Annotated in this window: 30 protein-coding genes; 11 read left to right on the top strand and 19 right to left on the bottom strand. The window is 73.3% G+C overall.

Features of this window, described 5'->3' with window-relative positions; translation table 11 throughout:
* Nucleotides 1–183 precede the first annotated feature (183 nt).
* The 4 genes from AB0B33_RS42290 to AB0B33_RS42275 all read right to left on the bottom strand — a co-directional run bounded on the left by AB0B33_RS42290 (nt 184) and on the right by AB0B33_RS42275 (nt 5,523).
* Nucleotides 184–1,275: an SWIM zinc finger family protein gene (locus tag AB0B33_RS42290; protein WP_360782551.1), complete on the bottom strand. Its 1,092-nt coding sequence runs from the start codon at nt 1,273–1,275 to the stop codon at nt 184–186.
* Nucleotides 1,272–3,746, bottom strand: coding sequence for a DEAD/DEAH box helicase (locus tag AB0B33_RS42285; protein ID WP_360782549.1), 2,475 nt, complete (start codon nt 3,744–3,746; stop codon nt 1,272–1,274). The genes AB0B33_RS42290 and AB0B33_RS42285 overlap by 4 nt, the downstream gene beginning before the upstream one ends.
* Nucleotides 3,747–3,817: 71 nt before the next feature.
* Nucleotides 3,818–4,600 carry an ABC transporter permease gene (locus AB0B33_RS42280; RefSeq protein ID WP_360782546.1) on the bottom strand — a complete coding sequence of 261 codons (783 nt, stop codon included), beginning with the start codon at nt 4,598–4,600 and terminating at the stop codon, nt 3,818–3,820.
* Complete coding sequence (locus tag AB0B33_RS42275; protein WP_247023336.1) at nt 4,597–5,523, bottom strand: ATP-binding cassette domain-containing protein; 927 nt, start codon at nt 5,521–5,523, stop codon at nt 4,597–4,599. Before AB0B33_RS42275 ends, AB0B33_RS42280 begins: the two co-directional genes overlap by 4 nt.
* Nucleotides 5,524–5,604: 81 nt before the next feature.
* On the opposite strand from AB0B33_RS42275, the gene AB0B33_RS42270 reads away from it, so the two are divergent.
* Nucleotides 5,605–6,381: a TetR/AcrR family transcriptional regulator gene (locus AB0B33_RS42270; RefSeq protein ID WP_360782543.1), complete on the top strand. Its 777-nt coding sequence runs from the start codon at nt 5,605–5,607 to the stop codon at nt 6,379–6,381.
* Here AB0B33_RS42270 and AB0B33_RS42265 read toward each other — a convergent pair.
* Entirely contained in the window at nt 6,364–7,533 is a 1,170-nt protein-coding gene (locus AB0B33_RS42265; protein ID WP_360782540.1) for a cytochrome P450, read from the bottom strand. The two genes, AB0B33_RS42270 and AB0B33_RS42265, sit on opposite strands and share 18 nt — an antisense overlap.
* 86 nt (nt 7,534–7,619) lie before the next feature.
* Between AB0B33_RS42265 and AB0B33_RS42260 the strand changes: the two genes are divergently transcribed.
* Genes AB0B33_RS42260 through AB0B33_RS42240 form a run of 5 tightly spaced genes read left to right on the top strand, consistent with a single transcriptional unit; the run spans nt 7,620 to nt 11,591 of the window.
* Nucleotides 7,620–8,690 carry a TetR/AcrR family transcriptional regulator gene (locus AB0B33_RS42260; protein ID WP_360782537.1) on the top strand — a complete coding sequence of 357 codons (1,071 nt, stop codon included), beginning with the start codon at nt 7,620–7,622 and terminating at the stop codon, nt 8,688–8,690.
* 19 nt (nt 8,691–8,709) lie between these two features.
* A complete protein-coding gene (locus tag AB0B33_RS42255; RefSeq protein WP_360782534.1) occupies nt 8,710–9,981 on the top strand; it encodes an RNA polymerase sigma factor in 1,272 nt (423 codons plus the stop codon).
* Nucleotides 9,978–10,769 carry an alpha/beta hydrolase gene (locus tag AB0B33_RS42250; protein ID WP_360782532.1) on the top strand — a complete coding sequence of 264 codons (792 nt, stop codon included), beginning with the start codon at nt 9,978–9,980 and terminating at the stop codon, nt 10,767–10,769. Before AB0B33_RS42255 ends, AB0B33_RS42250 begins: the two co-directional genes overlap by 4 nt.
* A gap of 1 nt (nt 10,770) precedes the next feature.
* Nucleotides 10,771–11,106 (top strand): YciI family protein, encoded by a 336-nt coding sequence (locus tag AB0B33_RS42245; RefSeq protein WP_360782529.1) that lies wholly within the window; start codon nt 10,771–10,773, stop codon nt 11,104–11,106.
* Entirely contained in the window at nt 11,106–11,591 is a 486-nt protein-coding gene (locus AB0B33_RS42240) for a GyrI-like domain-containing protein (RefSeq protein WP_360782526.1), read from the top strand. The genes AB0B33_RS42245 and AB0B33_RS42240 overlap by 1 nt, the downstream gene beginning before the upstream one ends.
* Here the strand turns inward: AB0B33_RS42240 and AB0B33_RS42235 are convergent, their stop codons facing one another.
* Complete coding sequence (locus AB0B33_RS42235; RefSeq protein ID WP_360782563.1) at nt 11,592–12,041, bottom strand: anthrone oxygenase family protein; 450 nt, start codon at nt 12,039–12,041, stop codon at nt 11,592–11,594. It lies immediately after the preceding gene.
* 17 nt (nt 12,042–12,058) lie between these two features.
* Complete coding sequence (locus AB0B33_RS42230; RefSeq protein WP_360782523.1) at nt 12,059–12,880, bottom strand: NAD(P)H-binding protein; 822 nt, start codon at nt 12,878–12,880, stop codon at nt 12,059–12,061.
* An 82-nt stretch (nt 12,881–12,962) separates the two neighbouring features.
* On the opposite strand from AB0B33_RS42230, the gene AB0B33_RS42225 reads away from it, so the two are divergent.
* Nucleotides 12,963–13,907 carry an AraC family transcriptional regulator gene (locus AB0B33_RS42225; protein ID WP_360782520.1) on the top strand — a complete coding sequence of 315 codons (945 nt, stop codon included), beginning with the start codon at nt 12,963–12,965 and terminating at the stop codon, nt 13,905–13,907.
* Here AB0B33_RS42225 and AB0B33_RS42220 read toward each other — a convergent pair.
* The 6 genes from AB0B33_RS42220 to AB0B33_RS42195 form a co-directional block, all read right to left on the bottom strand.
* On the bottom strand, nt 13,867–14,298 hold the full coding sequence (locus tag AB0B33_RS42220; RefSeq protein ID WP_360782517.1) for a nuclear transport factor 2 family protein: 432 nt from the start codon (nt 14,296–14,298) through the stop codon (nt 13,867–13,869). The genes AB0B33_RS42225 and AB0B33_RS42220 overlap by 41 nt on opposite strands.
* Nucleotides 14,295–14,726 (bottom strand): SRPBCC domain-containing protein, encoded by a 432-nt coding sequence (locus tag AB0B33_RS42215; RefSeq protein WP_360782514.1) that lies wholly within the window; start codon nt 14,724–14,726, stop codon nt 14,295–14,297. Before AB0B33_RS42215 ends, AB0B33_RS42220 begins: the two co-directional genes overlap by 4 nt.
* The gene (locus AB0B33_RS42210) at nt 14,723–15,070 is read right to left on the bottom strand and encodes a metalloregulator ArsR/SmtB family transcription factor (protein WP_360782511.1); all 348 of its coding nucleotides are present in this window, start codon (nt 15,068–15,070) and stop codon (nt 14,723–14,725) included. Before AB0B33_RS42210 ends, AB0B33_RS42215 begins: the two co-directional genes overlap by 4 nt.
* Before the next feature lie 9 nt (nt 15,071–15,079).
* Nucleotides 15,080–16,132, bottom strand: coding sequence for a hypothetical protein (locus AB0B33_RS42205; protein ID WP_360782508.1), 1,053 nt, complete (start codon nt 16,130–16,132; stop codon nt 15,080–15,082).
* Between the two features lie 151 nt (nt 16,133–16,283).
* The gene (locus AB0B33_RS42200; RefSeq protein ID WP_360782505.1) at nt 16,284–17,480 is read right to left on the bottom strand and encodes a sigma-70 family RNA polymerase sigma factor; all 1,197 of its coding nucleotides are present in this window, start codon (nt 17,478–17,480) and stop codon (nt 16,284–16,286) included.
* A complete protein-coding gene (locus tag AB0B33_RS42195) occupies nt 17,477–17,821 on the bottom strand; it encodes a YciI family protein (RefSeq protein ID WP_360782502.1) in 345 nt (114 codons plus the stop codon). Before AB0B33_RS42195 ends, AB0B33_RS42200 begins: the two co-directional genes overlap by 4 nt.
* A gap of 100 nt (nt 17,822–17,921) precedes the next feature.
* Here AB0B33_RS42195 and AB0B33_RS42190 point away from each other — a divergent pair, with 100 nt between their 5' ends.
* Both AB0B33_RS42190 and AB0B33_RS42185 read left to right on the top strand, forming a co-directional pair.
* Nucleotides 17,922–18,713, top strand: a complete 792-nt coding sequence (locus AB0B33_RS42190; RefSeq protein WP_360782499.1) for an alpha/beta fold hydrolase — start codon at nt 17,922–17,924, stop codon at nt 18,711–18,713.
* 9 nt (nt 18,714–18,722) lie between these two features.
* The gene (locus AB0B33_RS42185) at nt 18,723–19,766 is read left to right on the top strand and encodes a site-specific integrase (protein WP_360782496.1); all 1,044 of its coding nucleotides are present in this window, start codon (nt 18,723–18,725) and stop codon (nt 19,764–19,766) included.
* Nucleotide 19,767: 1 nt separating this feature from the next.
* Here the strand turns inward: AB0B33_RS42185 and AB0B33_RS42180 are convergent, their stop codons facing one another.
* A complete protein-coding gene (locus AB0B33_RS42180) occupies nt 19,768–19,932 on the bottom strand; it encodes a hypothetical protein (protein ID WP_166640695.1) in 165 nt (54 codons plus the stop codon).
* Between the two features lie 26 nt (nt 19,933–19,958).
* On the opposite strand from AB0B33_RS42180, the gene AB0B33_RS42175 reads away from it, so the two are divergent.
* Nucleotides 19,959–20,468 carry a CGNR zinc finger domain-containing protein gene (locus tag AB0B33_RS42175; protein WP_360782492.1) on the top strand — a complete coding sequence of 170 codons (510 nt, stop codon included), beginning with the start codon at nt 19,959–19,961 and terminating at the stop codon, nt 20,466–20,468.
* A gap of 15 nt (nt 20,469–20,483) precedes the next feature.
* Here the strand turns inward: AB0B33_RS42175 and AB0B33_RS42170 are convergent, their stop codons facing one another.
* Nucleotides 20,484–20,747 carry a toll/interleukin-1 receptor domain-containing protein gene (locus AB0B33_RS42170; protein ID WP_360782560.1) on the bottom strand — a complete coding sequence of 88 codons (264 nt, stop codon included), beginning with the start codon at nt 20,745–20,747 and terminating at the stop codon, nt 20,484–20,486.
* A 327-nt stretch (nt 20,748–21,074) separates the two neighbouring features.
* Here AB0B33_RS42170 and AB0B33_RS42165 point away from each other — a divergent pair, with 327 nt between their 5' ends.
* A complete protein-coding gene (locus AB0B33_RS42165) occupies nt 21,075–21,851 on the top strand; it encodes an SGNH/GDSL hydrolase family protein (protein ID WP_360782489.1) in 777 nt (258 codons plus the stop codon).
* On the opposite strand, the gene AB0B33_RS42160 is transcribed toward AB0B33_RS42165, so the two are convergent.
* From AB0B33_RS42160 to AB0B33_RS42145, 4 genes are read right to left on the bottom strand one after another with little or no spacing between them, the layout of a single operon-like run.
* A complete protein-coding gene (locus AB0B33_RS42160) occupies nt 21,831–22,439 on the bottom strand; it encodes a helix-turn-helix domain-containing protein (RefSeq protein ID WP_360782486.1) in 609 nt (202 codons plus the stop codon). The genes AB0B33_RS42165 and AB0B33_RS42160 overlap by 21 nt on opposite strands.
* The gene (locus AB0B33_RS42155; RefSeq protein ID WP_247023358.1) at nt 22,420–22,896 is read right to left on the bottom strand and encodes an SRPBCC domain-containing protein; all 477 of its coding nucleotides are present in this window, start codon (nt 22,894–22,896) and stop codon (nt 22,420–22,422) included. Before AB0B33_RS42155 ends, AB0B33_RS42160 begins: the two co-directional genes overlap by 20 nt.
* On the bottom strand, nt 22,893–23,213 hold the full coding sequence (locus tag AB0B33_RS42150; protein WP_247023359.1) for a metalloregulator ArsR/SmtB family transcription factor: 321 nt from the start codon (nt 23,211–23,213) through the stop codon (nt 22,893–22,895). The genes AB0B33_RS42155 and AB0B33_RS42150 overlap by 4 nt, the downstream gene beginning before the upstream one ends.
* Complete coding sequence (locus AB0B33_RS42145) at nt 23,213–23,599, bottom strand: VOC family protein (RefSeq protein WP_360782482.1); 387 nt, start codon at nt 23,597–23,599, stop codon at nt 23,213–23,215. The genes AB0B33_RS42150 and AB0B33_RS42145 overlap by 1 nt, the downstream gene beginning before the upstream one ends.
* Nucleotides 23,600–23,602 lie beyond the last annotated feature (3 nt).

The following is a 23,602-nucleotide window of genomic DNA, read 5'->3' as shown; positions in this document are numbered from 1 at the left end:
CAGGGCAGCAACATCGCCAGCATCAGCACGGATCCGACGTAGAAGACGCCGATCCGCCACACGACGCCGTTGGCACGCGGGGAGGAGCCCGCGCGCCCGCACCCCCAGTGGCCCGGCGGTACGCCGCCGTTGCCGGACAGGAGGCAGCTGGCCGTGCGCTGGATACCGCGAATTTCGTGGATTTCAGCCCGTGAGCAATCCCGGATCCGGCTCCGGCGGGCCCGAGGGCCACCAGGTGTCGCCGTCGAGGCGGTACGGGTGCCACCGGCCGCGGCGGTCCAGCCGCAGCTGGAGCGCGCCGATCGTGCAGTGGTTGCGCTCGAACACCGGGTCTTCGTCGGCGAGTGCGGCCCGCGCGGCCGCCAGCACCGGCTTCGGCGGGGTCCACGCCGAGTCCAGGACCTCCAGCCCGTCCCGGCCGCCGAACGTCCACGCCGCGACCGCCCGGTCGAACTCTTCACCCGTGCCCAGCCGCTCCGCCACGGCGGGGAACTCCGCCGCCAGCCGCACCGCGTCGGGGCGCCGTCCCGGCCACGGCTCGCCCGCCAGCACCGCCCGGGCCTGCGCCGAAGCGTTGGCCGCCAGCAGCGCGAACACCTCCGCGGGCACCCCCGGCGCCGCCGGGATCGACGGCGACCCCGAGGGCCGGAACGCGTCCAGCTCCGGCAGCGGCCCCGGTGTCCGGTCCGCCGCGGCGACCGCGGACACCACCGGCGCCAGCCGGCTCTCCAGCTCCTCCCGGATCTCCCGCTCACCCCGCCCGCGCATCAGCAGCAGCACGAACGGGTCCGCGTCCAGCAGCCACGACGCCTGGAACGACAACGCCGCCGCGTGCCGGCACGGCAGTTCCCAGCCCGGGCAGTCGCACTCCGGGTCGAGGTCGCCGATCACCGGCAGCAGGTGCACGCCGGCGTCGTCGGCCGCCTCGACCAGGTCGTGCGGCATGTCCCGGTCCAGCAGCGCCGCCAGGTGCCCCGCTCGCGAGGCGACCCGGTCGAAGAACCGCGTCCAGTCGAGGTCGGACAACTCGGCCAGGCGCAGCTCCGTGCGGTACGGGCCGCCGTCGGCGTCGTCGACCACCGCCGCGATCCGGCCCGGGCTCACCGTGATCGGCCCGACCAGCCCGGCCGCGGCGTACCGGCGGCCCTTCTTCAGCTGCCGCAGGTCCAGCGCGGTGTCCTCCATCGCGCGCACCCACGCCCGTCCCCACCACGAACGGGCGAGGTGCCCGGCCGCCCCGAACGCGGGGAACCCGCGCACCCGGTCGTCGGTCATCCGCGGCTCCTCAGTTCGACGAGCTCCGCGAGCTCGGTGTCCGACAGTTCCGTCAACGCCGCCTCGCCACCGGCCAGCACCGCGTCCGCCAGTGCCCGCTTCTCCCGCAGCATCGCCGCGATCCGGTCCTCGACCGTGCCCTCGGCGACGAGCCGGTGCACCTGCACCGGTTTCGTCTGCCCGATCCGGTACGCGCGGTCGGTCGCCTGGTCCTCCACCGCCGGGTTCCACCAGCGGTCGAAGTGCACGACGTGGTCGGCGCGGGTCAGGTTCAGCCCCGTCCCGGCCGCCTTCAGCGACAGCAGGAACACCGGCACCGCACCCTCCTGGAACCGCGCCACCAGCTCCTCGCGCCGGGGCACCGGCGTGCCGCCGTGCAGCAGCTGCGTCGCGATCCCGCGCCCGGCCAGGTGCTTCTCCAGCAGCCGCGCCATGGCGACGTATTGGGTGAACACCAGCACCGCGCCCCCTTCGGCGAGGATCGTGTCCAGCAGCTCGTCGAGCAGCTCCACCTTGCCCGAGCGGCCGCCCGGCTCCTTGAGGTACTGCGCCGGATGGTTGCAGATCTGCTTGAGCGCGGTCAGCAGCTTCACGATCCGCCCGCGCCGCGCCATCCCGTCGCTGGCGGCGATGTCGGCCATCAGCTCCCGCACGACCGCCTCGTACAGCGCCACCTGGTCGGGGCTCAGCGCCACCGGCCGGTCGGTCTCGGTCTTCGGCGGCAGCTCCGGCGCGATCCCGGGATCGGACTTGCGCCGCCGCAGCAGGAACGGCCGCAGCAGCCGCGAAAGCCGCTCGGCCGCCGCCGGGTCCCCGGCCTCGATCGGCTTCGCCCAGCGCTCCCGGAACTCCGCCAGCGACCCCAGCAGCCCCGGTGCCGACCAGTCCAGGATCGCCCACAGCTCCGAGAGCGTGTTCTCCACCGGGGTGCCGGTCAGCGCCACCCGCGCCGCCGCCGGCACCAGCCGCAACGCCTTCGCCGTGCCCGAACGGTGGTTCTTCACGTGCTGGGCCTCGTCGGCGACCAACAGCCCCCACCGCACCCCGGCCAGCGGCGCCGGATCGGTGCGCAGCGTGCCGTAGGTCGTCAGCACGAACCCGTCGAGCTCCTCGAGCGAGCGGGTGCTGCCGTGGAAGCGCCGCACCGGCACCCTGGGCGCGAACCGGCGGATTTCGCGTTCCCAGTTGCCCAGCAGCGACGCCGGGCACACCACCAGCGTCGGCCCCGAAGCGCGGTGCAGGTGCAGCGCGATCAGCGTGACCGTCTTGCCCAGGCCCATGTCGTCGGCCAGGCACCCGCCGAGACCCAGCCCCGTGACGGTGGCCAGCCACTGCAGCCCCCGCAGCTGGTAGTCCCGCAGCTGGACAGCGAGCCCGGCCGGCGGTACCTCGGGTTCCGGCGGTGCGGACAGCCGTTCCCGCAGCTGCCCCAGCCAGCCTTCGGTGACGACCTCGACCGCTTCGCCGTCCACCTCGGTGGTCCCGGTCAGCACCGCACCGAGCGCGTCGACCGGGGTCAGCGGCTTCAGCACCCGCTCCCGCGCCTTCGCCGCCAGCGCCGGGTCGACCAGCACCCACCGGTCGCGCAGCCGCACCACCGCCCGGCGCGCCTCGGCGAGCTCGTCCAGCTCCGCCTCGGTCAGCACCTCCCCGCCCAACGCGAGCTGCCAGTCGAACTCCAGCGCGCGCCCGCCGCCGAAGAACGACGGCAGGTCGCCCGGTACGTCACCGGAGCGGACCACGGCTCGCGCGGTCAGCGCTCCGGCGAGCTCGGCCGGCCAGTGCACCTCGATGCCGGCGGCCGCCAGCCGCGGGGCCGCGGCCGCGACCAGCTCGGTCACCTCGTCTTCGCCCAGCGCCAGCTCGTCCGGCACCGCCGAGGTCAGCAGCGGGCTCAGCGCTGGCCAGACCTGAGCACCCCGCCGCAACGCCAGCACGGCGTCGATGCGCGCCCGCGGCCCGAACCGGCCGGTCTCCCACAGTTCCGCCGCGTCGGCGAGCTGCCCGGGCTCGGCCAGGCTGTGCACCTGCACCACCGCGCGGTAGCGCCCGGCGTCGAACCCGCCGGGCGCCTCGATCCGCAGCGAGACGCGGATGCCGGAGTCCAGGCCCGCGGCCAGCTCGTCGGCCCAGTCGCGCAGCGGCTCGGCCCGCTGCGGCGTGACCGCGGCGAACAACCTCGTCCCGGCCGCCTTCGCCGCGGCGGGTGTGCGGGGCAGCGTGTCGGCGACGGCGTCGAGGAAGGCCCGCAGCAGTGGCTCCGGAGCGCGTTCGTCCGGCGGCATCGCGGCCGCGAGGTCGCGCAGCCACGCGGCTTCGGCCGGTTCCAGCGGGCCGACGCGCCAGGCGTCGTACCCGCCCGCGGTCACCCCCGGCAGCAGCCGTCCCGCGGCGACCAGCCGCAGCGCCGCCGTCGCCGCGGTCGCCCAGAACCCGCCCGGCTCGCCCAGCAGTTCCCCGAGTCCGTCCACCACCGACAGCTCACGGCCGTCCAGGACGAGCCGTCCGGCCCGCGGTGGTTCCCCCGGTGTGAAGTCGACGTTCAGTTCCCCAGCCTCTCGTATCGGCGCACGGACAGCGGCACGAAGACCGCGAGCAGCACCAGCGGCCAGCCGACCGCCATCAGCACCGGGTGCGCGCTCACCCAGGACGTCCCGGCCGCGCCGGGGTTGCCGAACAGCACCCGCGCGGCGGTCACCGTCGAGGACAACGGGTTCCACTCCGCCACGGTTCCCAGCCACGCCGGCATCGTCGCCGTCGCCACGAACGCGCTGGAGAGGAATCCGAACGGGAACTCCAGGGTCTGCGCGAGCGTCACCATCGACGGGTCCGACGTCAGCAGCCCCAGGTAGATCCCCGCCCACACCAGCGCCGTCCGCAGCAGGAGCAGCAATCCGACCGCGGCCAGCGTCTCGCCGAGCGAGCCGTGCGGGCGCCAGCCCACGGCGAACCCGCAGCCCAGCAGTACCACCAGCGCCAGCACCGCGTTCGCCAGGTCCGCGGCCACCCGCCCGGTGAGCACCGCCGACGGCGACATCGGCAACGACCGGAACCGATCGGTGACCCCCTTGGCCGCGTCGTCCAGGACCGCGAGCATCGTCCCGGACAACCCGAAGGCCATCGTCATCGCGAACATCCCCGGCATCAGGAACTCCCGGTAGGAGCCGCCGCCGGGCACGCTCATCCCGCCGCCGAGCAGGTAGGCGAAGATCAGCACCATCAGGATCGGGAACGCCACCACGGTGGCCAGCCGGGCCGGGCGCCGCGCCAGCTGCGCCAGGTAGCGCTGGGTCAGCGTCCAGCCGTCGGCCAGTGCCCACCTCATCGCGCCACCCCCGTCAGCTCCAAGAACACCTCGTCGAGCGTCGGGTGCCGCAGCGCCACGTCGGCGAACGCCAGCTCCGACGCCGCCAGCTCACGCACGACGCCGGTCAGCATCGACGGCTCGGCCGGCGCGCTCACCCGAAGCTCCTCGGTGACCGGCTCGGCGCCGGTGACCCGGGCCAGCAGCGCCGCCGCCGGGCCGAGCGCGGCCGGATCGGTCACCGCCAGCTCGATCCGCGTCGCCCCCAGCGAGCCCTTCAGCTCCGCCGGTGTCCCTTCGGCGACGACGCGCCCGTGTTCGACCAGCGAGATCCGGTCGGCCAGCTGGTCGGCCTCCTCCAGGTACTGGGTCGTGAGCAGCACGGTCGTGCCGTCGGCGACCAGCGAGCGCACCGCCCGCCAGACCTCGAGGCGGCTGCGCGGGTCCAGCCCGGTCGTCGGCTCGTCGAGGAACAGCACCCGCGGTGCCGCCAGCAGCGAAGCGGCCAGGTCGAGACGGCGGCGCATCCCGCCCGAGTAGGCCGACACCGGCTTCGGCCCGGTCTCGGCGAGACCGAAGCGCTCCAGCAGGTCGTCGGCCCGGCGGGCGGCTTCGCGGCGGCCCAGGTGGTGCAGCCGGCCGAACAGCACGAGGTTCTGCCGGCCGGACAGGATTTCGTCGACCGCGGCCTGCTGGCCGACCAGCCCGATCATCGACCGCACCTTCGCCGGTTCGGTGGCGACGTCGAAGCCGGCGATCCGGGCGACGCCGCCGTCGTGGCGCAGCAGCGTGGACAGCACGCGCACCGCTGTCGTCTTGCCCGCGCCGTTCGGCCCCAGCAGGCCGCACAGGGTGCCCGCCGGAACGGACAGATCGAACCCGTCGAGGGCGTACGCGTCGCCGTAGCGCTTGCGGAGCCCCTCGGCGTGGATCTGCGAAGTCATTCTCCCCCTCTTACTCTGTACGTTGTACGAAGATCGAGGTTAGCACAACTCCGTACAAAGTACGAAGAACGGGTGGGCACAATGACCGACATGAGCACGGAGGACACCGACGAAGGCGACCCGCGCAGGGCGATCGAGCTGCTCTGGGGCGTCTCGGAGCGCCCGCGCCGCGGCCCGAAACCGAAGCTGACGACCCTCGATGTCGTCCGCGCGGCCGTGTCGCTGGCCGACGCCGACGACATCGAGGCGGTCACCATCCGCCGCGTCGCCGAGCTCCTGGGCGTCTCCGCCATGTCGCTCTACACCTACGTACCCGGCCGCGCCGAGCTGGTCGACCTGATGATCGACCACGTCCACGGCGAGCTCCGCGCCCCCGAGCCGGGCCTGGACTGGCGTGCGGCGCTGACCGCCGTCGCCGAAGCGCAGTGGCACCTCTTCCACCGCCACCCGTGGCTGCTGCAGGTCACCACCAGCCGCTCGCCACTCGGCCCGCACAGCTTCGCCAAGTACGAAAACGAGCTGCGCGCGGTCGAGGGCATCGGCCTCGACGACGTCGAGATGGACGCCGTGGTCAGCCTGATCACCGGCCTCGTCCGGACCACCGCGCGCAGCTCGGTCGACAACGCCCGGCTGGTCCGCACGACCGGCCTGACCGACGCGCAGTGGTGGGAGCGCGCCGCGCCGGTGCTGGCCGGTATCCCGGCCGCCGGCGCGGCGCACCACCCGATCTCCTCCCGGGTCGGCACGGCCGCGGGCGAGGCCCACAACGCCGCGGAGAACCCGGGCTACACCTTCCGCTTCGGCCTCGCCCGCCTCCTGGACGGCATCGAAGTGCTCGTCTCAGAGCGCCAGCAGTAGCCGAGCGGGCCGCCAGGTCCCGCCGTCGGGCGCGCGCGGCACGTCACCGGCCAGGGCCAGGTCCGGGAAGCGCGCGAAGAGCAGCGACAGCGCCACCTCGGTCTCCACCCGCGCGATCGACGCGCCCAGGCAGAAGTGCGGGCCGTGCGAGAACCCCAGCTGGGCCGGCCCGGTGCGAGTGACGTCCAGGCGATCGGCGCCGTCGAAGGCCCGCGGATCGCGGTCGGCGGCCACCATCGCCGCGGTCACCCGCTCACCCGCGCGGATGAGCTCGCCGTCGATCTCGACGTCCTCACGCGCGAACCTCGGCGTGGTCAGCAGCTGCGGGCTGCAGAAACGCATCAGCTCCTCGACCGCCCCCGGCCACCGTCCGGGCTCCGCGCGCAGCAGGTCCAGCTGATCCGGGTGCCGCAGCAGCGCCTCGACGGCGTTGGCGATCAGGTTCACCGGGGTCTGCCCGGCCAGCACCAGGTGCCAGACCAGGGTGACCAGCTCGGTGTCGGTGAGCCGGTCGTCGTCCTGGGCGCGCACGAGATCGCCGATGAGGTCGTCGCCCGGCTGAGCCCGGCTGCGCGCCACGGCTTCCTTCGCGCCTTCGATGATCGCCGGGATGGCCGCGGCGAAGTCCGGTCCGACTCCGCTCGCGACCGCGGCGCCGTACTCGCGCCAGCGTGGGCGGTCGGCCTCCGGGATGCCGGTCAGCTCGCAGATGACGTCCATCGGCAGTGGTCGCGCGAAGTGCGCGACCAGGTCCACGACGCCGTCCTCGGCGTGCGCGGGCAGGACGTCGAGCAGCCCCTCGGTGACGGCGGCCAGGCGCGGCCGCAGCTGGGCGGCGCGTTTCGGGGTGAACGCCGGGGCGACCAGCCGCCGCAGCCGCAGGTGCTCGGGCCCGTCCTGCTCGGCCATGGTCTTCAGGTACGCGAGGCAGTGGTCGGGGATGCCGGGCGGGCGCAGGAAGCTTTCGGCCCGGACCTCGAAGCGCGGATCGGCCAGCATCGCGCGGGCTTCGGCGTAGCGGGTCAGCGCCCAGAACGGGCCGAACCCGGGGATGACCAGCTTGGCCACCGCGCTCACTTCGCGCGCCTGGTCGTAGGCGGTGAACGGGTCGGTGAGGACCGCGAGGTCCGTGAGATCGATTTCGGGGGTCATCCACCACTCCAGATGTTCAAACCAGATGTTCTTATCATCTCAGTGGTCACGGTATCTTGATCCGCGACGCCGCGGCAAGGAGGACGATGGTCAGGCTCAGCAGGGCGGAAACCCAGGAACGCAACCGCGCCAGGGTGCTGGCCGCCGCCCGGGACGAGTTCGCCCACCGCGGCTTCCGCGACGCCAAGATCGACGTCATCGCCGACCGCGCCGAGCTCACCCGCGGCGCGGTCTACTCCAACTTCCCCGGCAAGCGCGCCCTGTACTTCGCCGTCCTGGCCGACCTCGCCGAACGCGCACCCCGCCCCGCCACCCCGCCCGCGGACCCGAGCGCACCCGACGTCCTGGCCGCGTTCGCCCGCGCCTGGGTCGCCCGCCTGCCCCTGGCCACCGACAGCGAGGGCGAAGACGCCCGCCTCGCCCGCGACCTGCTGCCCGAAGTCCTCGCCGACGAGCACACCCGGCGGCCGTTCGCGCAGCTCATGCGCGTGAACGCCATCCTGCTCGGGCTCGCCCTCGAACGCGCCTGCCCGGGACGGCGGCTCGTCCGGGTCGCCGAAGCCGCCCTCACGACGTTGCACGGCGCGAGCCAGCTCGCGGCCGCCGCACCCGGCTTCGGCGAGCCGTTCCACATCGTCACCGCCTGCGCCGCGCTGCTCGACCTCGGCCTGCGCGACGACTGGCCGGCGGAACCGCCGATCACCACCCAGGCCCGCGCCGCCGACGACCCCTGGCAGCCGCCGCCGGCCGTGGACCTCCTCACCGGGGAGGCGAGCCAGCCCGGCGACGGCGTCGTCACCGTCCTCGGCCTGCACCGCGCCGCGGCCTTCGAAGAAGCCGTCCGCACCGGCGCCGACGTCACCGCCGTGCTCGTCACCAGCGACCCCGGCGAACTCGCGGCACTGGCCCGCCTCGCCGTCGCCGACCTGCGCGGCTGCCTCGACCAGGCGATCAGCCCGCCCGCCCGTCCCCGGCTGCGGCTCGTCTGCGACGCGAGCGGGGCCCTGGCGGCGGCCGCCGGCGTCACCGCGGTCAGCGACGCCACCGAAGCGGCCGTCCGCGTCGAAGGCGGCCGGATCGTCGCCCGCGCCGAAGGGTTCGGCGCCTGCCACGCGGCCGCTGTCGGTCCCGGGCCGGCCCGTTCGTCGGGCAGGTGAACCGGCGGGAGGAGCAGAAGTGGACGTCGAGACCGCGGTCGCCGCAGCGTTCCGCGAAGAGTGGGGCCAGGTCGTGGCCACGCTCATCCGCGTCACCGGCGACTGGGACCTGGCCGAGGAGTGCGCCCAGGAGGCGTTCGCCCTCGCCCTGCGCACCTGGCCCCGCGACGGCGTCCCGAAGCGGCCCGGCGCCTGGCTGACCACCGCCGCCCGCAACCGCGCCACCGACCGGCTCCGCCGCGACGCCGTGGGCGCCGCCAAGCTCGAGGAGGCCGGCCGCGTGCACGTCCCCGACGTCCCCGAACCCGACGACAGCGGCGTCACCGACGACCGGCTGCGGCTCATCTTCACCTGCTGCCACCCCGCGCTGGCCACCGAAGCGCAGGTCGCGCTCGCGCTGCGCACCCTCGCCGGCCTGTCCACCGCCGAGATCGCCCGCGCCTTCCTCGTCCCGGAAGCGACCATGTCGCAACGGCTCGTGCGGGTGAAGCGCAAGATCCGCCACGCCCGCATCCCCTACCGCGTCCCGCCCGCGCACCTGCTGCCCGAACGCACCAACGCCGTGCTCGGCGTGCTGTACCTGACGTTCAACGAGGGCTACTCCGCCAGCGCCGGACCCGACCTGCAACGCCCCGACCTCGCCGCCGAAGCCGTCCGGCTCGCCCGCGTCCTCGCCGGGCTGATGCCCGACGAACCCGAAGCCCTCGGCCTGCTCGCACTGCTGCTGCTCCAGCACGCCCGCCGCGCCACCCGCGTCGGCACCGGCGGCGAGCTCGTCCCCCTCGAAGAGCAGGACCGCACCCGCTGGGACACCGAGGCGATCACCGAAGGCACGCAGCTCCTCGAGACCGCGCTGCGCCGCCGCCGGCCCGGGCCGTACCAGGTGCAGGCCGCCATCGCCGCCTGCCACGCCACCGCCGCCCGCGCCGCCGACACCGACTGGCCCCAGATCGCCGGCCTCTACGGCGAGCTGCGCAAGTTCGTCCCCAGCGCCGTCGTCGAGCTCAACCGGGCCATCGCGGTCGGCATGGCCGAGGGCCCGGCGGCCGGCCTCGCCCTGCTCGACGAACTGGACCTGGGCGGCTACCACCTGCTGCCCGCCACCCGCGCCGACTTCCTGCGCCGGCTCGGCCGCCGCGAAGAAGCCGTGCGGAGTTACACCGCCGCCCGCGAGCTGGCGCCCACCGACGCCGAGCGGGCGTACCTCACGCGAAGAATTTCGGAGACGCTGTCCATCCGGGGCGATCCCGTTCGTCGGGAGGACGAACCCCGACCGGAGGAGATCCCATGACCACCCTCGACGTTCCCGGCGCCACCCTCACCTACGACGTCACCGGCAGCGGCCCCGTCCTGCTGCTCGTGCCCGGCGGCGCGGCCGACTCCACCATGTTCGCCCCGATCCGGCCGCTCCTGGCCGAGGACCACACCGTCGTCACCTACGACCCCCGCGGCATCTCCCGCAGCCCGCTGCACGGCGAGCCGGGGCCCGACACCATCCGCGAACACGCCGACGACGTGCACCGCCTGCTGACCGAACTCGGCCCGGCAGACGTCTTCGCCAGCAGCGGCGGCGCCATCACGCTGCTCGAGCACGTCGTGGGCCACCCCGGCCAGGTCCGTACCGTCGTGCTGCACGAACCGCCGGTCACGCGGTACCTCGGCCCCGACGTCCTCGACGGCCCGGACATCCCGGCGATCTACCGCGAGCACGGCATCGGCGCCGCCATCGCCGCGTTCATGGAGATGGCCGGGTTCGACATCGCCCCGCCCACCGACCCCACACCCGGAGAACTCGCCCGCATGAAGGTGATGGAAGGCAACTTCGCCTACTTCTTCGGGCACCTGATGGCCGCCATCGGCGCCTACGAGCCCGACCTCGACGCGCTGCGGACGACGTCCGCGCGGCTGGTCGTCGGCGTCGGGGAGAAGTCCGCCGGCCTGCCCGCCCACGAAGCGGGCCTGGGCCTGGCCGCCGACCTCGGGCTGACCGCCGAACCGTTCCCCGGCGACCACGGCGGCTTCGAAGCCGAGCCGGCCGCCTTCGCCGTGCGCCTGCGCGCCGTGCTGGAAGGATGCTGACATGCGGTACCTGCTGATGATCGCCGGCGACGAGAGCGCCGAGGAGCACCAGGACGACGGCTGCGGCGGCTGGAGTGAGGACCTCGAACGCCGCGGCAAGATCCACGGTGGCGGTGGCCTGCGCCCGCCGTCGGAAGCCACGACGATCCGGGTCCGCGACGGCGAAGTCCTGCTCACCGACGGGCCGTTCGCCGAGGCCAAGGAACAGATCGGCGGCTTCGTCGTCATCGAGTGCGACGACCTCGACGAAGCCCTCGAAATCGCGGCCAAGCACCCCGCCGCCACCTACGGCAGCATCGAGGTCCGCCCGATGCTCGGACCGGCGGACTTCGCCTGATGCCCACGATCGTCCAGCGCCCGGCCCAGCGCTACGTCGCCGAGCGGGCCACCGTCGCCATCCCGGAGTTCCCGCGCATCGCCGACCGGCTGCCGCCGCTGATCGGCGGCCTCGCCGCCCGCGGCGTCACCCTGGCGGGAGCGCCGTTCTTCCGCTACCGCGTGCTGCACCCCGGGATGCGGTTCACCGTGGAAGCCGGCGTGCCCGTCGATGGCGACGTCGAGGTGGACGACCCGGCCTTCCCCGACGAGCTCCCGGCGGGCCGGTACGTCCTCGACACCTACGTCGGCGCCCCGGACGGCCTGGCCGCCGCGACGGCGTCGGTCCTGGAGTGGGGCGCCACCGAGGGCATCGAATGGGACCGCCGGGAAGCGGCCGGCGGCGAAGAGTGGGGCTGCCGCCTGGAAGTGCTGCGCAGCAACCCCCTCGAAGTGCCGGACCCCGCGCAGTGGGTGACCGACCTGCTCTTCCGCGTCGCGGACTGATCAGCGCCGGGTGAGCACGGCCGCGACCAGGCAGCCGAAGCCGGCCGTGCTCACCACCGCGCGCACCACGTTCCAGCGCACCCACACCGCCTCGAACTGCGCCCGCACCGCCGCGTAGTCGTCACCGCCGGCGTCCAGCGCGTTGTTGAGCGGGACGTTCACCACCCCGGTGATCACCAGCATCGCCACCAGCAACACGAACCCGGCGATCACCCACGGCCGCGCGCCGGTGTCGAGGAACACCGCCACGCCCGCCAGCACGGGCGCGCCCAGGAACGTCAGCAGGAACACCGGGTTCACGATCGCGACGTTGATCCCCCGCATGCCCTCGACGAACGTCTTGTCGTCGCCACGCGCCAAACCGGGCAGCACCGAGCAGGCGTAGGCGTAGAACAGCCCGGCGATCAGCCCGGCCGCGACCAGCGCGGCCACCAGCACCACAGTGGACATCGGTTTCCCCTTCTCCATCACCGGACCCAGACCCCGGTCGCCGCGGCATCTTCGGCGTAGGTCGCGAAGTCGGTCGCCGGGCGGCCCAGCACCCGCTCGACGTCGGTCGTCAGCGTCGAGTTGCGGCCGTCGAGCACCCGGCCGAACAGCTCGACCAACGCACCGGCCTCCTCCTCCGGCACCCCCTGGGCGGCCGCGCCAGCGGCGAACTCCGCCGCGGAAACCGGAACATAGCGGACATCCCGCCCCGAGGCGGCCGAAATATCCGCCGCGGCGTCGGCGAAGCTCAGCAGCCGCGGACCGGTCAGCTCGTAGTGCCGCCCGGTGTGCCCGGACTCGGTGAGCACCCGCACGGCGACGTCGGCGATGTCGCGGACGTCGACGAACGGCTCGGTCACCGTGCCCGCCGGCAGCGCGATCTCGCCGCCGCGCACCGCGTCCAGGAGGAAGTGCTCGCTGAAGTTCTGCGCGAACCAGCTGCACCGCAGGACCGTCCAGCCGGTGCCGGCGTCCCGCACGATCTGCTCGCACGCTTCGGCTTCTTCCTCGCCGCGGCCGGAGAGCAGCACCAGGTGCCGCACGCCGCTCGCCACGGCCAGCTCGGCGAACGCGTGGATGTCACCGGCCGCCTCCGGCACCACGAGGTCCGGGTAGTAGGTCAGGTAGACGGCGTCGACGCCGTCCAGCACCGGCTTCCAGGTCTCGCGGTCACTCCAATCGAACGACGGCGCACCGCGGCGCGAGGTGATCCGCACCGGCAGGTCGCGCTCCCGCAGCCGGTCCGCCACGCGGCGCCCGGTCTTGCCGGTCCCGCCCACCACCAAGTAGTTCGTTGTCATGGCAGTGAGTCAACCGGCCCGCGGTGAGACTCTCCATAGCTCAGAGCCTCGATCGCATGTTCCAGCGTCTACACTCACGATCATGGACCCGCTCGCCGCCCTCCTCGACGGCCCCCGCGCCCACGGCGCGTTCCTGCTGCGCTCGGTCATGACCCCGCCGTGGGCGCTGCGCATCGAAGACCGGGCACCGCTGACCGTCGTGGCCGTGGTCCGTGGCGAAGCGTGGATCGTGCCCGACGCCGGCGAAGCGGTCTCGCTGGGCGAAGGCGACGTCGCGATCGCGCGTGGCCCCGACCCGTACCTGGTCGCCGACCACCCCGGCACCCCGCCGCAGGCGATCATCCTGCCCGGCCAGGAGTGCCGCACCCCCGACGGCGGGCACCTCACCGAGCTCACCGGCCTCGGCGTCCGCACCTGGGGCCACAGCACCGACGGCCCGGTCGTGCTGCTCACCGGGACGTACACGATGGAAGGCGAGCTGAGCAAACGGCTCCTGGCGGCACTGCCCGCCCTGATCGTGCTGCGCGCGGCCGACTGGCCGACCCCGCTGGTGACGCTGCTCGCCGCGGAGATCGGACGGGACGTACCGGGCCAGGAAGCCGTCCTCGACCGGCTGCTCGACCTGCTGCTGATCGCGGCGCTGCGAGCCTGGTTCGACCGGCCGGACACCGCGGCACCGGCCTGGTACCGCGCCCACGACGACCCGGTCGTCGGCCAGGCGCTGCGGCTGCTGCAGCACCAGCCCGCCGAGCCGTGGACGGTCGCCGAACTCGCCTCGGCCACCGGCATTTCCCGCGCGGCACTGGCCCGCCGCTTCGCCGTGGCGGTCGGCGAGACCCCGATGGCCTACCTGACCGGCTGGCGCCTCGCGCTGGCCGCGGACCTGCTGCGCCAGCACCGGGAAACCACGATCGGCTCGGTCGCCCGCCAGGTGGGGTACGGCAGCGCGTTCGCCCTCAGCACGGCCTTCAAGCGCGAGTTCGGGGTCAGCCCGCAGCAGTACCGGACGCGGGAACCAGCGTCGTGAGCGCGGCTCCGGTGGCGGCGTCGAACGGCACCGAACTGTGCTCGTGCACGATCTTCCAGCCGTCGTCATCCCGCCGGAAGCCGACGGTGGAGCGCACCCACATCGACACCTCGGTGCCGTCGGTCATGGTGCCTTCCACCTGGTAGATGTAGTGCGCGAACCCGACATCGCCGCCGGTGACCACCTCGAGGTCGCGGATCTTCATCCCGATTTCCGTGCGGTAGGCGCCGAACCACTGCGCCAGCCGGGCCCGCTCGGCGTCGCGCCCCCGGTCCCGCAACGCACCGACCGCGTCGAACAGCGTGACGTCCTCGGCGTACTGCGCGACGAGGGCCTCAACGTCCTTCGCCGCCACGGCCGCGACCCGGGCTTCGATCAGCGCGGCGGTCACTTCAGCGCCTCGCCGAGGCGGTCCAGCCAGTCGCCCGTGCCCTGCTCGCGCCACTGCGGCTCCTCGGCGCCGTCGAGGAAGGTGCCTTGCTCGGTCAGGACCAGCCGGGTGCCGCCGCCGTCGGCTTCGAGCTCGACCGTGGTGATCGAGACCGTGGCGAGCACCTCGTCGCCACTCAGCGTCGTGGCGTAGACGATCCGCCGGTCCGGCACGATGTCGTGGTACGTCGAGGTGACGCTCAGCTTGGTGTCGTCCGGCCCCGTCGCGCCGACGGTTTCCGTACCGCCGACCCGGAAGTCCAGGGTGTGCGTGCCGGCGGGGACGAACCAGCGGGCCTTCGCGGCCGGGTCCGCCCACGCGGCGAACACCCGCTCCGGCGGCACGGGGTAGCCGCGTTCGAGGGTGAAGGTGGCGTGCTTGACGGTCATGACGTGCTCCCTTCCGAGGTCCCCGGCCCGGCGAGGAAGTCGCCGAGCCGGTCGAGCCTGCCCTCCCACGTGGTGCGCTGCCGTCCCAGCCAGTGCTCGCCGGCGCGCAGCACCTCCGGTTCGATCCGGCAGGTGCGCACGCGGCCGACCTTCTCCGACCGCACGATCCCGGCGGTTTCCAGCACCTGCAGGTGCTGCACCACCGCGGGCAGCGACATGGTCAGCGGCTCGGCCAGCTCGCTGACCGACGCCGGCCCGCGCACGAGCCGCTCGACCAGCGCCCGCCGCGTCCGGTCGCCCAGAGCGCGGAACACCAGGTCCAGCGACTCCTCATGGTTAAGCATCTACTTAAGTTAGGCTCGCTCGGCCGATTGGTCAAGTAATCGCTTAAGTGTTTCGGGGAGCTCTGGTGTCTCCCGGACGACGGCGAGCACCCGGGCCAGTTCACGCTCGGCCGCGTCGCCCCGGGTCAGCGCGGTGCGCAGTTCGGCGCCGAGGTTCGTGGTGGTCTCGTGCATCGACCGGACGGTCTGCTCGTGCGCGGCCTGCGCCTCGGCGAGCCGCTGGTCGAACCCGGCCCGCAGGCGATCGGCGTCGACGCGGGCGCGCTCCTCCTGCGCGGCGACCGCCTTGACGTGGTCTTCGCGCACGGCGTCGAGGCGTGCCTGAACGGCGTCCGCGCGGCTTTCGGCTGCTTCGGTCCGCGCCTCGGCGGCCTGGCTGCGACCCCGTTCCTCGTCGACGGTGGTCCGGGCGGCGGCCAGTTCGGCGGTCAGCGCGGCGATCGCGGCTGCACGCTCGCCGGCCAGTGCCGCGGAGGCGTCGGCACGATCGGCGACCCGGGCGAGTTCGTCCCGGACCGCGGCCAGCTGCCCTTCGGCCCGCTGCTGCTCCTGCACGGCGGCGCGCCGGGCTGCCCGCTCCTCGTCCCGCTCCCGCAGCGCGGCGGCCTTTTCCTTCTCGGCCGCGGCCGCCGCTTCGACGGCCGCTTCGGCCTCGTCCCGGTCTTGAGCGGCGGCGGCTTCGGCGCGGCCGCGCTGCAGGCGGTGTTCGTCGGCCTCGGCCAGCGCCGCATCCCGTTCGGAGAGGGCGGCGGCGGTCGTCGCCTCGAGCTGGTGGCGCAGCGTCGTGAGTGTCTCCACGAGCCCGCGAGCGGGTTCGAGTACCCGGTCGACCTGCCCGGCGAGGGCGGTGACGGCGGTGTCGTCGAGTTCGGTGTCGCTCTCCCGCAGCGACTCGGCGTCGGCCAGCACGGCTTCGGCGTCCCGGCAGTTGAGGTTCCGCCGCCCCCAGGTCTTCCCGTCCTGGCAGAACCGAGCCCGGCTTCCCCGCCCCACCGCGGGCGGCAGCGGCGCCCCGCACCGCCGGTACTCGCAAACCCGGATCTGACCAGCGTCTTCCGTCATGATCAGGACCCTATCAAAGCTTCTGATCAGAACTAAAAGCAACTGTTCAAAATCAGAAGATATCTGAACACATGGCTGAGTTTGGATAAGGTCACATATCCCAACTCAGACCCCCCTGGAGGCCGAATCGGCCCCTCGAAAACTGGGTGGGCTACCCGCGACGCCCGGAGACGCCGAGTTTGCGCTCCAGAAGCGCCCGCTCGGCGGCGTTGCCCGTCAGCTCGATCGCCGCCGCGTACGCCTCGGCGGCCTCCCCCGCGCGACCCAGCCGGTCCAGCAGATCCGCCCGGATCGCGTGGTACAGCCCGAAGCGCGGCAGATCGAGCCCCTCGACCAACGCCAGACCCGCCGCCGGACCGTCGACCTCGGCGACCGCGACCGCCCGGTTCACCGCCACCACCGGCGTCGGCGTGACCGCCAGCAGCTGGTCGTACAGCGCCTTGACCTGCGTCCAGTCGGTCGGCGCGTCGCTGTGGACGGCCTGGATCGCCGCCTGGATCTGGTACGGGCCGGGCTGGTTGCGCCGCAGGCAACGGCGGACGATGTCCTGGCCCTCGGCGATCAACGCCGTGTCCCATCGGGACCGGTCCTGGTCGCCCAAGAGCACCAGGTCGCCGTCCGGGGTGGTGCGGGCGGCTCGTCGTGAGTGGCTGAGCAGCAGCAACGCGAGCAGGCCCCAGACCTCCGGCTCGTCGGGCATCAACCCGGCGAGGGCGCGGGCGAGCCGGATCGCTTCCTCGCACAGGTCGTCGCGGACCAGGTGCTCCCCCGTGCTCGCCGCGTAGCCCTCGTTGAAGATCAGGTACAGCACGCTCAGCACCCCGGACAGCCGCGCGGGCAGGTCGGCGTCCTGGGGGACGCGGTACGGGATGCCGGCGTCGCGGATCTTGTTCTTCGCGCGGACGATCCGCTGGGCCATCGTCGGTTCGGGGACCAGGAACGCGGCCGCGATCTCCGTCGTGCTGAGGCCGCCCAGCAGCCGGAGCGTCAGCGCGACCTGGGTGGCGCGGGCCAGCGCGGGGTGGCAGCAGGTGAAGATCAGCCGGAGCCGGTCGTCGGGCACGGCGCCCTCCTCCACGGGCTCGGCTTCGGCGTGCACGAGGGCCGCCTGGGCGTACTTGTCCGCCCGCGCGGCCTCCCTGCGCAGGCGGTCGACCGCGCGGTTGCGGGCGGTCGTGATGATCCAGCCCGCCGGGCTCGGCGGGAACCCGGTGGCCGGCCACCGGCGGACGGCCTCGGCGAACGCGTCCTGCACCGCCTCTTCGGCGACGTCGATGTCCCCGAAGACCCGGACCAGCACCGACACCGCACGCCCGTACTCGGCGGCGTAGACGTCCTCGACCCTCATCCGCTGAACGGTCGCACCTCGACCGGCAGCGGTGCCACCGCGTGGGCGAGCCGCCCGCCCCAGACCAGGGCGGCGTCGAGGTCGGGCGCGGTGATGATCGTGAACCCGCCGAGGTGCTCCTTGCCCTCGGCGTAGGGACCGTCGGTGACGAGGGTGTCGCCGTCCCGGGCCCGCAGCACGGTGGCGGTCGAGGGCGGGTGCAGGCCCCCGGCGAACACCCACGCCCCGGCCGCCTTGAGATCGGCGTTCAGTGCGTCGAGCTCCTTGACGATCCCGTCGAGCACGTCCGCGGGCGGGGTGGGGCCGTCGGGCTGGTAGATGCTGAGCAGGTACTGCTTCACGTCGTCCTCCTCGGTGCCTTCACCGCTGATACGAACGGAGACCGGCCGGATCGACAGCGTCCGGCGCATTTTCCGTGGACACGACCGGCAAGATCAAGGTGTGCAGATCCGTGCGTCCGACCACGAGACCACCGTGACCGCCCGCGGCACCCGCGGCCCCGCCGTGGTGCTCGTCCATTCGCTCGGCCTGGACCGCCGGATGTGGGACCCGGTGCTCGACCGGCTCGCCACCGGCCGGCGGGTGTTCGCCTACGACGTGCGTGGGCACGGTTCCGCCGCCGGCGCGCCCCTGCCGTTCACCATGGCCGCCACCGGCGCCGACCTCGTCGCGGTGCTGGACGCGCTCGAGCTCGGCATCGCCCACGTCGCCGGGTTGTCGCTGGGCGGGGCGATCGCGCAGACCGCCGCCGTCGCCGCACCCGGCCGCTTCGCCTCGCTGACCTTGCTGGGCGCCCCGGACCGGCCGGTCCCGGCGGCGTTCGAGGACCGCGCGCGGATCGCCGAAACCGAGGGCATGGCCGCACTGGTCGGGCCGACGCTCGAACGGTGGTTCACCGCGGCCGGGCTCGCAGCGGACACCGAAGGCGTGCGCTACGCCCGCGAGTGCCTCGCCTCGTTCGACCCGGTCACGTGGGCATCGATCTGGCGCGGCTACGGCGGTCTCGACGTCTTCCGGCGGTTGCGCGGCTTCCCGGCGCCGGCACTGGCGCTCGCCGGTGAGGTCGACGCGTCGATCACCATCGACGGCATGGCCGCCGTCGCCTCGCGGATCGGCGGCGGCGCGAAGCTGGAAGTCGTTCCCGGCGCCCCGCACATCCAGCCGCTCGAACGCCCCGATGAGGTGGCCGACGCCCTGGACCGGTTCCTGCCCGCGGAGATCGACATCCCGTAACCTCGGCGCGTGCCCGACCTGGAACCGGTGACCGACGCCGCCCTCGCCGCCGCCGGCCCGCAGGACCGGCTCGCGCTGCTGGACGAAGCCGCTGCGCGGCACGTCGACGGGCAGCGGCCGCCCAACACGCTCAAGGCCTACGCCCAGGACTGGCAGGTGTGGCAGGACTACACCGCCGAGGCCGGGATCCCGCCGCTGTCGGCGACGATCGGGGCGCTGACCGGGTTCGTCGTGTGGCTCGAACGCGGGCGCACGCTGCGCCCGGACGAACGCGCCGTGCCCGAAGTGCCCGAGCGGGCCGCGCCGGCGGCGCCGTCGACGATCGAGCGGCGGCTCACCGGGGCGCTCGCCGGGCTGCGGCACCACAAGGTCGTCGTCGACCCTGAAGCGAGCCGCGCCGCCTGGCGCGCGTTGAAGGGGTACCGGCAGCGGCTCGCCCGGGAGGGCGTCCAGCGCGGGCGCGGCAAGGCCACCATGGTGACCCTCGCCGACCTGCGGGCGATGTCGCGCGCCTGCCCGGACACCCTCGCCGGCGCCCGCGACCGGGCGATGCTGCTGATCGGGTTCCCGATCGCCGCGCGCTGCTCGGACCTGGCGAACCTGCTGGTCACCGACGTCGAGCCGGTCGACGACCGGGGGCTGGCGGTGACCGTGCGGCACGGCAAGAGCACCGGCGACATGGTCGTGCCGCGCCGCGAAAGCCCGGAAACGGACCCGGTGCGGGCGTGGCACGCGTGGCGCTCCGGATCCGGGATCAGCGAGGGCCCCGCGTTCCGCCGGGTCGATCGGCACGGCAACGTCGGCGAACCCGCGTTGAGCACCACCGGCGTCAACCAGATCCTGACCCGGGCCGGGGTCCGGGCAGGCCTGCCGTACCCGGTGACGGGGCACTCGCTGCGGTCCGGGTTCGCGACCGAGGCGCGCCGGGCCGGCGCGGACGACCTCGCCATCGCCGACCAGGGCCGCTGGGTGCGCGGCAGCCGGGCGCTCTACGAGTACATCCGCCGGGTCGACCAGTGGAACGACAACGCCGCGGGCGCGCTCGACCTCTGAGTCACCGGGCCGGCCGGGTGGCGCCGACGACTTCGCCGTCGAGGCGGGCGAGCCAGCTGCCGCAGACGCAGCGCACGTAGTCGAGCCGGTGGGAGGCGCGCTGGGCCGCGGTCGCCGGCAGTTCGGCGAGCGGCCAGCCGCAGCGGGGGCAACGGTTGACGTCCATACCCCCGATCGTGCTGTAATGACTTTGTGCACTTCAACCCTTACGGCGGCCCGGCGGCGCTCGTGGCCGCGGACCTGGTGAACGCCGGGTCGGCGAGCGAGCTCCTGGACGGCATGGTCGGCAACGGCATGGCGATCCAGGCGCTGACCGACGACGAAGCCACCCGCATCGCCGACTGGGCCCACCACCTGCGGCCGGTGTTCGCCGCGCGCCCCGAAAACCGCCCGGAGCTGGTCAACACGCTGCTCGCGGAAGCGGCGTGCCGCCCGTACATCACCAGCCACGACGGCAAGCCGCCCCACCTGCACTACTCGGCGGAGGACGCCGGGCCGGTCGGCCGGGTCCGCGCGTACACGGCGGGCGGGCTGGCACACCTGGTGTGCGAGGCCCCGGACCGCCTGGGTATCTGCGGCCGCGAAGGCTGCGAGGTGGCGTACGTCGACACGTCCCGCAATGGCCGGCGGCGGTTCTGCTCGACCCGGTGCGCGACGCGGGTGCACGTGGCCGACCACCGGGCGCGGCAGGTCAGCGCCTGACGAGGGCCGGCGGCGTCAACTCGACAGGGAATCGACAATCTGCTCCAGGCCACTGGCGTAGTCCGATCGGACATCCGCGTATATCTTGGCGCGAAGCAGCGTAGGCACGGCGCAATCTTCGAGCAAAACCGGAATTACTCGAATTTCGCCACTTTCCACCTCGGACCAGTATTTTGCCGACCATTCGTGTTGCACCCAGCCGGATTCGACGGAAATGGGACTGAGGAGTACGAGCAAGTAGTCACACTCGTCGATCCCGCGTGAAACCTTGACCGGAATCGAGTCACCTGCCTAGCTCCACCGAAACCTCGCAGAGCTTCTTGAACGAAACGGGAATTGTTTGCCGAGCGCGTGCGTAGTACGCATCGGACTCGACCTCGCGAAGCTTTTCCACTCGCTTCCACGGTGAATCGGTATCCAATTTGCGAATGTGGAACGAGGGTGTACCCGGCATCCGTAAATGGAGGTTCGAATTAATATGCTCCAGCGAGGTGGCGGTCGTCATCGCAGTAGCCGACTCGCGTGGTCGACCGCGACGCCTTACCAGTACTGGCCATGAGGGAGCCTTGGGTCAGGACGACTGGCAGGCATGCTTAAACTGACGACATGAGCAAGCGCTTAGTGGCCCTGGGGGATTCGTTCACCGAAGGTGTCGGTGACGACGATCCCGCCTACCCGAACGGTGTGCGTGGCTGGGCCGACCGGGTCGCCGAACAGCTCGCCGCGCGGGAGCCCGGGTTCCGGTACGCCAACCTCGCCATCCGGGGGAAGCTGATGCCGCAGATCCTCGGCGAGCAGCTCGAGCCCGCGCTGGCCATGGCGCCCGATCTCGTCACCCTCTACGCCGGCGGCAACGATCTCATGCGGCCCAAGGTCGACATCGACGCGCTGATGGTCGACTACGAGGCCGCCGTCGCGCGGATCCGGGCGACCGGGGCGCGGCTGGTGCTGTTCACCGGGGTCGACGGGGTCGAGGACGCGCTGTTCCGCAAGATGCGCGGGCGGGTCGCGATCTACAACGAGTTCGTGCGCGCCATCGCGACGAAGCACGGTGCGCTGCTGGTGGACATGTGGGCGATGCGGCAGCTGCGCGACCGGCGGCGGTGGGCCCCGGACCGCCTGCACCTCAACGCCCACGGCCACACCGAGGTCGCCATCGCGGTGCTGGCGGCTCTCGGTGCCGAACACCCGCTGACCGCCGCGGAGCTGGGGCCGCGCGAGGTGCCGAGCGCCGCTGTCCGGCGCAGCGAGAACCTGCGGTGGGCGCAGGAGCACGCGCTGCCGTGGGTGCGTCGCCGGCTGCGGGGCGAGTCCTCCGGGGACACGCTCACCGCGAAGCGCCCGGCGCTCGAGCCGGTCGCCTCAGCGCCGCTCCCACGCTGACGGGCGAAGGCCGTCGAAGAGGATCGTCACGGCCCGGTCGCGCAGGCGCGCGTCCGGGCCGGCGTACTCGGCGGCGCGCGCGACCCCGATGATCACCGTGATCAGCTCGCCGACGACGAGGTCCTCGCGCACCGCGCCCGCATCCTGCGCGCGGGAAAGCAGCACGCCGAGGGACTCCATCAGGCGGGCACCGATGTCGGACTTCGACACCGGCACGGTGACCCCGGCCGCGGTGAGCGCCTCGAAGTAGGTGTTTTTCGCGCTCGACATCTCGATCCAGCTGGTCAGGAACGTGAAGAACGCGCCGCCCGGATCCGCCGAGTCCGCCGCGACGGCGGCTTCGGCCTCGTCCACGAAGCGGCGCAACCGGGCGAAGAGCACCGCTTCGAGCAGCGCTTCCTTCGTCGGGAAGTGCCGGAACACCGTGCCGATGCCGACGCCGGCCGCGCGGGCGACTTCTTCCGTGGGCGCCCCGGTCCCCTTGGCGGCGAACACGCTCTCGGCGGCCTCCAGCACCCGCGCGCGGTTGCGGCGGGCGTCGGCGCGCAGCGGTTTGGACGCGGCGGGATCAGCGGTCGCGGGGCTCACCACCCGATCGTAACCGGGCCGGGTCCGGCAGCGTGTCCAGCAACCGGGCCAGCGCCTTCGGCACGTGGGAGCGCCAGCCGCCGCCCATGATCCGCCGGGAGACGCGCTGGAACTCGTCGTCCGGGTCGAAGCCTTCGTGGCTGAGGAACAGCCGGGTGCCGGTGCCTTCGGGCACCAGCCGCCAGGTGACCGTCCACTGCGGACCCCAGCGGATGCTGAGCTTGCGTTCGGGCTCGACCTCCAGCACCTCGCACGCCACCGGGCCACCGGCGAACCCGGCCGCGGGCACCGGCTCGGCCAGCAGCTGGAACCGGTGTCCCACCACGGGTTTGATGTCGTTGGGCATGTTCATCCACCGCTCGAGCAGGTCCGGCTCGGTCAGCGCGCGCCACACCTTGCGGGCCGGGTGGGCGAGGAACTGGTCGACGTGGATCGCGGTCGGATCGTCGTCGGTCACAGGTCGTCCTCTTCGTCGAGCAGGTCTCGCAGGGTGGTGAGCTTGCTCCGCCAGAAGCGTTCGTACGGCGTGAGCCAGTCCGCGACTTCCTCCAGCGGCGCCGCGTCGAGGCGGTAGACGCGGTTGCGGCCCTGCCGCTGCTCGGCGACCAGGCCGGCCTCCCGGAGCACCCGGAGGTGTTCCGAGAGGCTCGGCCGGGCCATCTCGAACCGTTCCGCGATCGAGCCGGCCGCCATCGGCCCGTCCAGCAGCAGCCGCAGGACCTCGCGCCGGGCCGGGCTGGCCAGCGCGGCGAAGACGTCGTCGTTGACCGGCATCAGTTCGGCACGGTGCCGAAGTCCGACGGCTGCAGCAGGCCGAGGGTGTGGCCGTCGAGGTCCTTGAACGACGTCGCCCGCCCCCACGGCCGCTCTTCCGGCTCGGCCACCTCGACCCCGGCGGCCCGCAGCGCGGCGACGTCGGTGTCGAGGTCGGTGGTCTGCAGCTGGAAGTGGCGCGGCCCCGGCTCGATCCCGGTGACCTGCTGGTCGGTCAGCACGACCCCGGTCTTCGCCCCCTTCGGCGCGACCAGCACGAACCGGCCGCCCTCGGGCGTGCGGCGGTCGACGAGCGCCTCGAAGCCGAGCTTGCCGACGTAGAAGTCCCGCGCGCGGGCGTGGTCGGCGACGGGCAGGGTCAGGAACTGCACGTGCGTGATCGTCATGCC

It is taken from the genome of Amycolatopsis sp. NPDC049159, from assembly GCF_040648295.1.
Taxonomy (GTDB): domain Bacteria; phylum Actinomycetota; class Actinomycetes; order Mycobacteriales; family Pseudonocardiaceae; genus Amycolatopsis; species Amycolatopsis pretoriensis_A.
This window is presented reverse-complemented; position numbering and strand designations above follow the sequence as displayed.

What these genes read in the sequence shown, in the direction of transcription:
- AB0B33_RS42290 (WP_360782551.1), bottom strand. Translation starts at nt 1,275, where the DNA reads ATGACCGACGACCGGGTGCGCGGGTTCCCCGCGTTCGGGGCGGCCGGG.
- AB0B33_RS42280 (WP_360782546.1), bottom strand. Translation starts at nt 4,600, where the DNA reads ATGAGGTGGGCACTGGCCGACGGCTGGACGCTGACCCAGCGCTACCTG.
- AB0B33_RS42275 (WP_247023336.1), bottom strand. Translation starts at nt 5,523, where the DNA reads ATGACTTCGCAGATCCACGCCGAGGGGCTCCGCAAGCGCTACGGCGAC.
- AB0B33_RS42270 (WP_360782543.1), top strand. Translation starts at nt 5,605, where the DNA reads ATGACCGACATGAGCACGGAGGACACCGACGAAGGCGACCCGCGCAGG.
- AB0B33_RS42265 (WP_360782540.1), bottom strand. Translation starts at nt 7,533, where the DNA reads ATGACCCCCGAAATCGATCTCACGGACCTCGCGGTCCTCACCGACCCG.
- AB0B33_RS42260 (WP_360782537.1), top strand. Translation starts at nt 7,620, where the DNA reads ATGGTCAGGCTCAGCAGGGCGGAAACCCAGGAACGCAACCGCGCCAGG.
- AB0B33_RS42250 (WP_360782532.1), top strand. Translation starts at nt 9,978, where the DNA reads ATGACCACCCTCGACGTTCCCGGCGCCACCCTCACCTACGACGTCACC.
- AB0B33_RS42245 (WP_360782529.1), top strand. Translation starts at nt 10,771, where the DNA reads ATGCGGTACCTGCTGATGATCGCCGGCGACGAGAGCGCCGAGGAGCAC.
- AB0B33_RS42240 (WP_360782526.1), top strand. Translation starts at nt 11,106, where the DNA reads ATGCCCACGATCGTCCAGCGCCCGGCCCAGCGCTACGTCGCCGAGCGG.
- AB0B33_RS42235 (WP_360782563.1), bottom strand. Translation starts at nt 12,041, where the DNA reads ATGTCCACTGTGGTGCTGGTGGCCGCGCTGGTCGCGGCCGGGCTGATC.
- AB0B33_RS42230 (WP_360782523.1), bottom strand. Translation starts at nt 12,880, where the DNA reads ATGACAACGAACTACTTGGTGGTGGGCGGGACCGGCAAGACCGGGCGC.
- AB0B33_RS42225 (WP_360782520.1), top strand. Translation starts at nt 12,963, where the DNA reads ATGGACCCGCTCGCCGCCCTCCTCGACGGCCCCCGCGCCCACGGCGCG.
- AB0B33_RS42215 (WP_360782514.1), bottom strand. Translation starts at nt 14,726, where the DNA reads ATGACCGTCAAGCACGCCACCTTCACCCTCGAACGCGGCTACCCCGTG.
- AB0B33_RS42210 (WP_360782511.1), bottom strand. Translation starts at nt 15,070, where the DNA reads ATGCTTAACCATGAGGAGTCGCTGGACCTGGTGTTCCGCGCTCTGGGC.
- AB0B33_RS42205 (WP_360782508.1), bottom strand. Translation starts at nt 16,132, where the DNA reads ATGACGGAAGACGCTGGTCAGATCCGGGTTTGCGAGTACCGGCGGTGC.
- AB0B33_RS42200 (WP_360782505.1), bottom strand. Translation starts at nt 17,480, where the DNA reads ATGAGGGTCGAGGACGTCTACGCCGCCGAGTACGGGCGTGCGGTGTCG.
- AB0B33_RS42180 (WP_166640695.1), bottom strand. Translation starts at nt 19,932, where the DNA reads ATGGACGTCAACCGTTGCCCCCGCTGCGGCTGGCCGCTCGCCGAACTG.
- AB0B33_RS42165 (WP_360782489.1), top strand. Translation starts at nt 21,075, where the DNA reads ATGAGCAAGCGCTTAGTGGCCCTGGGGGATTCGTTCACCGAAGGTGTC.
- AB0B33_RS42150 (WP_247023359.1), bottom strand. Translation starts at nt 23,213, where the DNA reads ATGCCGGTCAACGACGACGTCTTCGCCGCGCTGGCCAGCCCGGCCCGG.
- AB0B33_RS42145 (WP_360782482.1), bottom strand. Translation starts at nt 23,599, where the DNA reads ATGACGATCACGCACGTGCAGTTCCTGACCCTGCCCGTCGCCGACCAC.